At 37.0% G+C, this 265-nt stretch carries 1 protein-coding gene; it reads right to left on the bottom strand.

The window, feature by feature from the left end; translation table 11 throughout:
- A partial coding sequence (locus tag SB717_RS36600; RefSeq protein WP_410907960.1) for an immune inhibitor A domain-containing protein occupies positions 1-265 on the bottom strand: 265 nt, incomplete at both ends.

Below are 265 nucleotides of genomic sequence, written 5' to 3'. Positions count from 1 at the left end.
AATGCCTCTTTTACAAAATCACGAGGTCCTTTTGGTCCCATATTATCATGACCGCCATCTCCTGCATCTGCGCCATAATCTGCCGCATTACCAGGAACTGTCAACCACTTTGTTACTGTGCCATCTACTGTATAACTACCACCAGATTGCTCTTCATAATATTGTTTAAATGTTGGTACTTTTGAACCGTCAAAGAGTGTAAATGGCTCATTACCAAATAACATTTTTTGATAATGTTCTGGATTAAAATCATTTGAATACATAT

This window comes from Priestia sp. SIMBA_032 (assembly GCF_046535215.1).
GTDB classification, from domain to species: Bacteria; Bacillota; Bacilli; order Bacillales; family Bacillaceae_H; genus Priestia; species Priestia aryabhattai.
Note: the sequence above shows the minus strand (reverse complement) of the source record. Positions and strands in the feature narration are given on the sequence as shown.